Raw genomic sequence first — 5,107 nt, forward strand, 5'->3', positions numbered from 1 at the left:
ATTGTTTCTTACGACTTATTTTAGTTTCTTTTTTTTGTTGCTCAATTTTAGTTAGCCGGTTTTTTGATATAAGGCAAGGAAACACGTTCTTTTAAGGACGTGATGAATTGCCCTATATCAAAAATAGTAACTTTAAGTATTAGTTGCTTCAAGCAGAATTTTCAAAGTTAAACCAGGTCTTCAAGATGGGATTCCGGGCTAAGGTGACCGTTCATAATGGTTGTAACGGCCTTTTCAGCGGCCTCTTTTGTGTCAAAACCTTTGCTCATAGCAACGGTTTCGTGGTCGCTGGATTTAATAAAAAACTGAAACTGGCCATCTGGGGCTTGATCAATTACAAAATACATGAAATTACCTCCTTGGGTATTCAATTCAAATAATCAATTGGTTTACCCCCCTCGTTACTTTATTATATTTCCCAAGACGGGTTGTTTGTCAACTGAGAAGCAAATCAGGTTAACTAATCAAATAACTTTTTGGTTATTTAATAATCCGGTATAAACAAACGCTTTATTGATGATTTAGTCGGTTAGAGAACGTTGTTTCCAACCGGCTTTTGTGAAATGAATAAGTTTATTTTTTATAATCAAATTATCATAATCCTTTTTTGAAAAAAGGTTGAAATCTTGAAATATATTTTTACAATATTAGTTGAAAGATGAAATTGGTAATCATCTTTCGATTAACAAGCGCTCAGGCAGTAACTGATTTTGTTCGGGTTGAAGTTTTTAACTTATTTACATTTTAAAGGAGGCTGGTTCAATGACATTGAAGAAGCAATTAGAAATGACTGTGTTTGGACAATTAGTTACTGGTCTTAAGCCTTATAAAAAATTAAAGAAACTGCAGAAAAAGCTGCAGCAACAGAAAGGTCAAGCAACAGCAGTAGCTGCTTCCTGATTATAAATTCCCCCAAATTTATCAGAAATGAAAAGTATGTTTGAATGGCCTTTCCCCGAGGGGAGCTGATAATTAGTTTATGAAAATTCAAATTAAAAAAGTAAGCATCCGATAACGGATTTGATCGTTATTAGATGCTTATTTTATTTATGTTGAATCAGTTTTGATTAAACAATTCAGGCCAAAAGGGCTACTATGGTATTATTAATTTAATTGGGGGAATTGATAGATGTTATGGCTATGGATTCATTTGATAACTTGGATTGTTTTAGCGATCGTGGTTATAATCGGCTTGACTGTTAAAGCTGATCGGGCAACCCCTTGGGCGATGACGGCTCGGGTGCTTTACTTGGTTGCTATTATCAGCGGTGTGATTTTACTGTGGGGAACCTGGCAGTATAATCCAATTTTGAGTACGATCAAAGTAATTTTAGCACTGGGCTTGATTGCTTTTATTGAAATTGCTTTTGCCAGGAAATCAGCCGGCAAATTTCAAATTAGCCTTGTATGGTGGGCAGGTATCTTTTGCCTGCTGGTTGGAATTGTTGGTTTGATTCTTTCGCAAGGAAGACCGTTTCTGCATTAGAAAAAGGATCAGTCGAAAATTTTGGCTGATCCTTTTTCTTTTGGCAGAATTACTGAGGTGGCTGCCTAAAAGTAATTATAATTTTATGTGATCACTATCCGGGGTTGTTAAGAATCCTAACGAAACTAATTCCAGAAAAGTGATAATGATTCCGAGTAACGGGTAAAAATAGATGCCTATTGCAATAACGCCAATTGAAAGTGGAAAGAAAACGGAACTTAGAAATTTGAATGGAAACATTTTCTCGATTTTCTCGCTGACAGTTGTGTTAATATGTTCCGGTGTTTTTCTGATTGAATTTGAAAGCCAAAAGTATGCTAAGCTCCAGAAAGTGAAGACAAACAAATATAAGTATTCCGGACTTGGTGATTTGGGAAATTTACCAACCCAACCGGTTGCAACTGGGAGCAATGACATGCTAAACAGCCATAAGTTATTTACCCAATAAACTTTTTTGGAGATTCTAACAGCCAGCGAAAACATGTAGTGATGGTTGTACCAAGCGACACCAATAAAGACGAAACTGACGATATAGGCAAAGAAGTAGGGAAGCTGTTCAAAGATCCCTTCCCAGTCAGGTGTTTCAGGTGTTTTAAATTCAAGGATCATGATTGTGAGGATAATTGCAACCACAGCATCCGTATAAGCTTCAACGCGTCCTTTATTCATTTCTTCTCCCCCTAATGATCCTGTGTAAAAAAATAAGCCAAATCAGATTTTGACTTATGAATAAATTAAATATTAACTTTTATTGAATTAAGCATTAACCGAACCAGCAAAACTTGGTGCAAAGTAAGGCGAAATGGTCTGGACTTGAACAGTTTGCCCTGGTTGTGGCGCATTGGCATATTGATTATTACCAAGGTAAATAGCGTCGTGATAGACACCACCCTTGCTCCCCCAGAACAAGAGATCACCCGGTTGGGCGTTTGAAACGGACTTGTTGGTCGTTGCTTCGGCTTGGGCTTCCGCAGTTCGTGGCAACGTTACACCGTTTTGTTTATAAACGTATTGAACAAATCCGGAACAATCAAATCCCTTAGTGGTCGTGCCACCCCATTGATAAGGGATACTTTGTGTTGACAGCTTTTGAGCCAAAGTTGTCACGCCACTGGTTGTATCGGATTCGGTTGCTGTAGCCGTACCGGTATTGGTAGCGTTGGTCGTTGTATTGGCTTTTAATGAAGTTGACTGCTTGACATTTTTTGTGGATTTGGTTGTTGAAGTACTTGCGGTTGTTTTACTTAAAGATTTGGAGGTGCTGGTCTGTTTGTTGGAACTTGGACTTACATATGTACTGGTTGTTTGCTTTTTCTTCCCAGTATAGGTCTTCCCCGTCGTGTACTTTTTAGCACCCGAATTTGATGATGTTGAAGTTGTCTTTGTGGCAGCGGTTGATTTTCCCGGAATGGTGATTTGACTTCCGGCGACAATCGTATTGGCGTCCTTCAAATGGTTTGCTTTAGCCAATGTGTTAACAGTTGTGTGATATTTTGTAGCTATCTTGTACAACGTATCACCAGCTTTAACAGTGACCTTGGTGTCGGCGTTTGCGGCGACTTGGCTCAAGGTAAAGACACTGGCCATGGAAAACAAACCTAGGGCTACTTGTTTCTTGATACTCATCAAAAATCATCTCCCCGAATTTCTTAAGACTTTATTAAGACACCTATACCATAACATTTTTCTTTGCTTAGTTTGTAACAGGTCTGTTACAATTTTTAGGATATTTTGTAAATGATCAGAAATGCATGGTTTGCTATTGTAACAACACTTTCGGCTCTTTGATGTTAATCATCTCACAAGCCGGCATGTCATTTGAAACATATTTGTAATATAGCAAATTGTTAAAATTATTCTGATGGCTTTAAACATAACAAAATAAAAATCATTTTACGATATTTTGATAGTTATTTAATAATGGTTGAAGTGCAAAATAAATTTGTACCGACCGATTATTTGACTATTATAAGATTATGTAAGATTGGTTGCTTTTAGTAGACAGTGGCGAATCAGGTCGCTTATTATTGAAATTGGATTTTGTTTGTGGCGTTTTTAGTATAATGCCACGAAAGATTAGGTGAGGGAGAAAAAGAGATGGATTTTCCGGATAAATGTGATTTGACGCGACTTGAAAACCAAAAGTTGGCCATTAAAGAAATGATCCACCTGGTATACTCGGCTTCCCGCTTTGAAGATGATAAGGCGACGCTGCGACAAACCGAGACAATTATTTTAGGTTCTGACGTCTACGGACTTTCGGCAACTGACATGAAAGTTATTCGCCAGCTGCAAAGTGCGGTGGAACTGATTATTAGAAATACCAAGTCTTATTCACTGGCAGTCAGTCATGCGGTCAATGGGTTAGTTGCCAAGGAAATGGCGATTGACTGGGGGAAGCTGCGAACCGGCAAAGTTAAAATTAGTGGTACAAGTTATATTCCAGAAATTCCCGAATATGATCGGGTCGTTTCAGATATCGAGAAAATTATGAGCGCTGAACAAAGTGTTACTTGGAAGGCACTTAAAATAATGCTCTACATTATGTATAAACAGCTTTATTGGGATGGCAATAAGCGAACGGCGCTTTTGTCCGCCAATTATATTCTAATTAGAAACGGTGCCGGCCTTCTGATCATTGATGACGGGCATATGGCTGAATTTTATCGGTTGTTGAGCCGGTATTATGACACGGGCGATGAAAAAGGCTAATGACTTGGTTGTATGAGACAAGCATGATCACGCCGGAATAGCAATTAATGATAAAAAATAACCCGCTGTGGTGAGTTGGGGATTGTTGAATTAAAGCAATCCCAGCTGCCAAGCGGGTTATTTTCTATTAGCCTTTAAAAATAGTCATGATCTTTTCCAGCCAACTACTTGGATCAACGTTGTCTTTTAGTCCCTCAAGCGAGTCGGTCACTTTTGAGGCTGCGTCTTCACTGAAGTTTTGAACCTGGTCGGTGAGGCCGGAAACGTCGAAATTATTCAGCATTTCAGTCGCGTTACCCAGATAATCGCCAAGCTCGGCCGCGTGTTCCTGCAAGAACTGTTGAGCATCTTCAAGTTGACCGGCGTTAAGTAATTCTTGAAATTGATTAAATAAATTTTCTGGTGTCATGGCTTTCCTCCGTTTTTGATATAGGGGCAAGGAAACACGTTCTTTTAAGGACGTGATGAATTGCTTCTTTTTGCATTTAAAAAACGGTTCTAATAATTATCAAATTAATAAATGTTGAAAATATTCTAAAATACATGTGTGTATCAACAATGACCATATGTTATAATAGTTAAGCTAAGTTTCTATGGATTAACTAAATGACCGTTTATCGGATCCGCGATTAAAAGCACGGTACTGGTAATAGACCGGTCATGATCAAAAATTTTAATTAGCAAGGTCAACAAACAAAAAATAGAGAGGAGGTTCTCCGTATGACGACAGTGGTTAAAGGAATTAAACTACGCTTATACCCCAACCAACCGCAAATCAATTTATTATGGCAAATGTTTGGCAATGATCGATTCGTCTGGAATCACATGTTAGCCATGGCCAACCAGCGGTATAAAAACAATCCGGCCAGTCGGTTCGTTGGCGAATATGACATGAACTATCTGCTAAAA

The 5,107-nt window shown here is 38.3% G+C and carries 8 protein-coding genes; 4 read left to right on the forward strand and 4 right to left on the reverse strand.

Features of this window, described 5'->3' with window-relative positions; all coding sequences use genetic code 11:
* Nucleotides 1-167: 167 nt before the first annotated feature.
* On the reverse strand, nucleotides 168-347 hold the full coding sequence (locus JCM14108_RS13415; protein WP_035181450.1) for a YegP family protein: 180 nt from the start codon (nucleotides 345-347) through the stop codon (nucleotides 168-170).
* A 415-nt stretch (nucleotides 348-762) separates the two neighbouring features.
* Here JCM14108_RS13415 and JCM14108_RS14875 point away from each other — a divergent pair, with 415 nt between their 5' ends.
* Entirely contained in the window at nucleotides 763-900 is a 138-nt protein-coding gene (locus JCM14108_RS14875) for a hypothetical protein (RefSeq protein ID WP_169790407.1), read from the forward strand.
* 229 nt (nucleotides 901-1,129) lie between these two features.
* Nucleotides 1,130-1,486: a YisL family protein gene (locus JCM14108_RS13420; RefSeq protein WP_035181452.1), complete on the forward strand. Its 357-nt coding sequence runs from the start codon at nucleotides 1,130-1,132 to the stop codon at nucleotides 1,484-1,486.
* Between the two features lie 75 nt (nucleotides 1,487-1,561).
* On the opposite strand, the gene JCM14108_RS13425 is transcribed toward JCM14108_RS13420, so the two are convergent.
* Together JCM14108_RS13425 and JCM14108_RS13430 are read right to left on the reverse strand one after the other, a co-directional pair.
* Complete coding sequence (locus JCM14108_RS13425) at nucleotides 1,562-2,155, reverse strand: TMEM175 family protein (RefSeq protein WP_035181453.1); 594 nt, start codon at nucleotides 2,153-2,155, stop codon at nucleotides 1,562-1,564.
* A gap of 87 nt (nucleotides 2,156-2,242) precedes the next feature.
* The gene (locus JCM14108_RS13430; RefSeq protein ID WP_035181454.1) at nucleotides 2,243-3,112 is read right to left on the reverse strand and encodes a C40 family peptidase; all 870 of its coding nucleotides are present in this window, start codon (nucleotides 3,110-3,112) and stop codon (nucleotides 2,243-2,245) included.
* Nucleotides 3,113-3,583: 471 nt separating this feature from the next.
* Between JCM14108_RS13430 and JCM14108_RS13435 the strand changes: the two genes are divergently transcribed.
* Nucleotides 3,584-4,198 (forward strand): Fic family protein, encoded by a 615-nt coding sequence (locus JCM14108_RS13435; protein WP_237745851.1) that lies wholly within the window; start codon nucleotides 3,584-3,586, stop codon nucleotides 4,196-4,198.
* Nucleotides 4,199-4,325: 127 nt separating this feature from the next.
* Here JCM14108_RS13435 and JCM14108_RS13440 read toward each other — a convergent pair whose 3' ends face one another.
* Nucleotides 4,326-4,607 (reverse strand): hypothetical protein, encoded by a 282-nt coding sequence (locus JCM14108_RS13440; protein WP_035181455.1) that lies wholly within the window; start codon nucleotides 4,605-4,607, stop codon nucleotides 4,326-4,328.
* Nucleotides 4,608-4,918: 311 nt separating this feature from the next.
* On the opposite strand from JCM14108_RS13440, the gene JCM14108_RS13445 reads away from it, so the two are divergent.
* On the forward strand, nucleotides 4,919-5,107 hold a 189-nt coding region (locus JCM14108_RS13445; RefSeq protein WP_035181457.1), incomplete at its 3' end, for a helix-turn-helix domain-containing protein.

The sequence above is a fragment of the Lentilactobacillus farraginis DSM 18382 = JCM 14108 genome, from assembly GCF_000583655.1.
In the GTDB taxonomy this organism is placed as follows: Bacteria; Bacillota; Bacilli; order Lactobacillales; family Lactobacillaceae; genus Lentilactobacillus; species Lentilactobacillus farraginis.

What these genes read in the sequence shown, in the direction of transcription:
- JCM14108_RS13415 (WP_035181450.1), bottom strand. Translation starts at nt 347, where the DNA reads ATGTATTTTGTAATTGATCAAGCCCCAGATGGCCAGTTTCAGTTTTTT.
- JCM14108_RS14875 (WP_169790407.1), top strand. Translation starts at nt 763, where the DNA reads ATGACATTGAAGAAGCAATTAGAAATGACTGTGTTTGGACAATTAGTT.
- JCM14108_RS13420 (WP_035181452.1), top strand. Translation starts at nt 1,130, where the DNA reads ATGTTATGGCTATGGATTCATTTGATAACTTGGATTGTTTTAGCGATC.
- JCM14108_RS13425 (WP_035181453.1), bottom strand. Translation starts at nt 2,155, where the DNA reads ATGAATAAAGGACGCGTTGAAGCTTATACGGATGCTGTGGTTGCAATT.
- JCM14108_RS13430 (WP_035181454.1), bottom strand. Translation starts at nt 3,112, where the DNA reads ATGAGTATCAAGAAACAAGTAGCCCTAGGTTTGTTTTCCATGGCCAGT.
- JCM14108_RS13435 (WP_237745851.1), top strand. Translation starts at nt 3,584, where the DNA reads ATGGATTTTCCGGATAAATGTGATTTGACGCGACTTGAAAACCAAAAG.
- JCM14108_RS13440 (WP_035181455.1), bottom strand. Translation starts at nt 4,607, where the DNA reads ATGACACCAGAAAATTTATTTAATCAATTTCAAGAATTACTTAACGCC.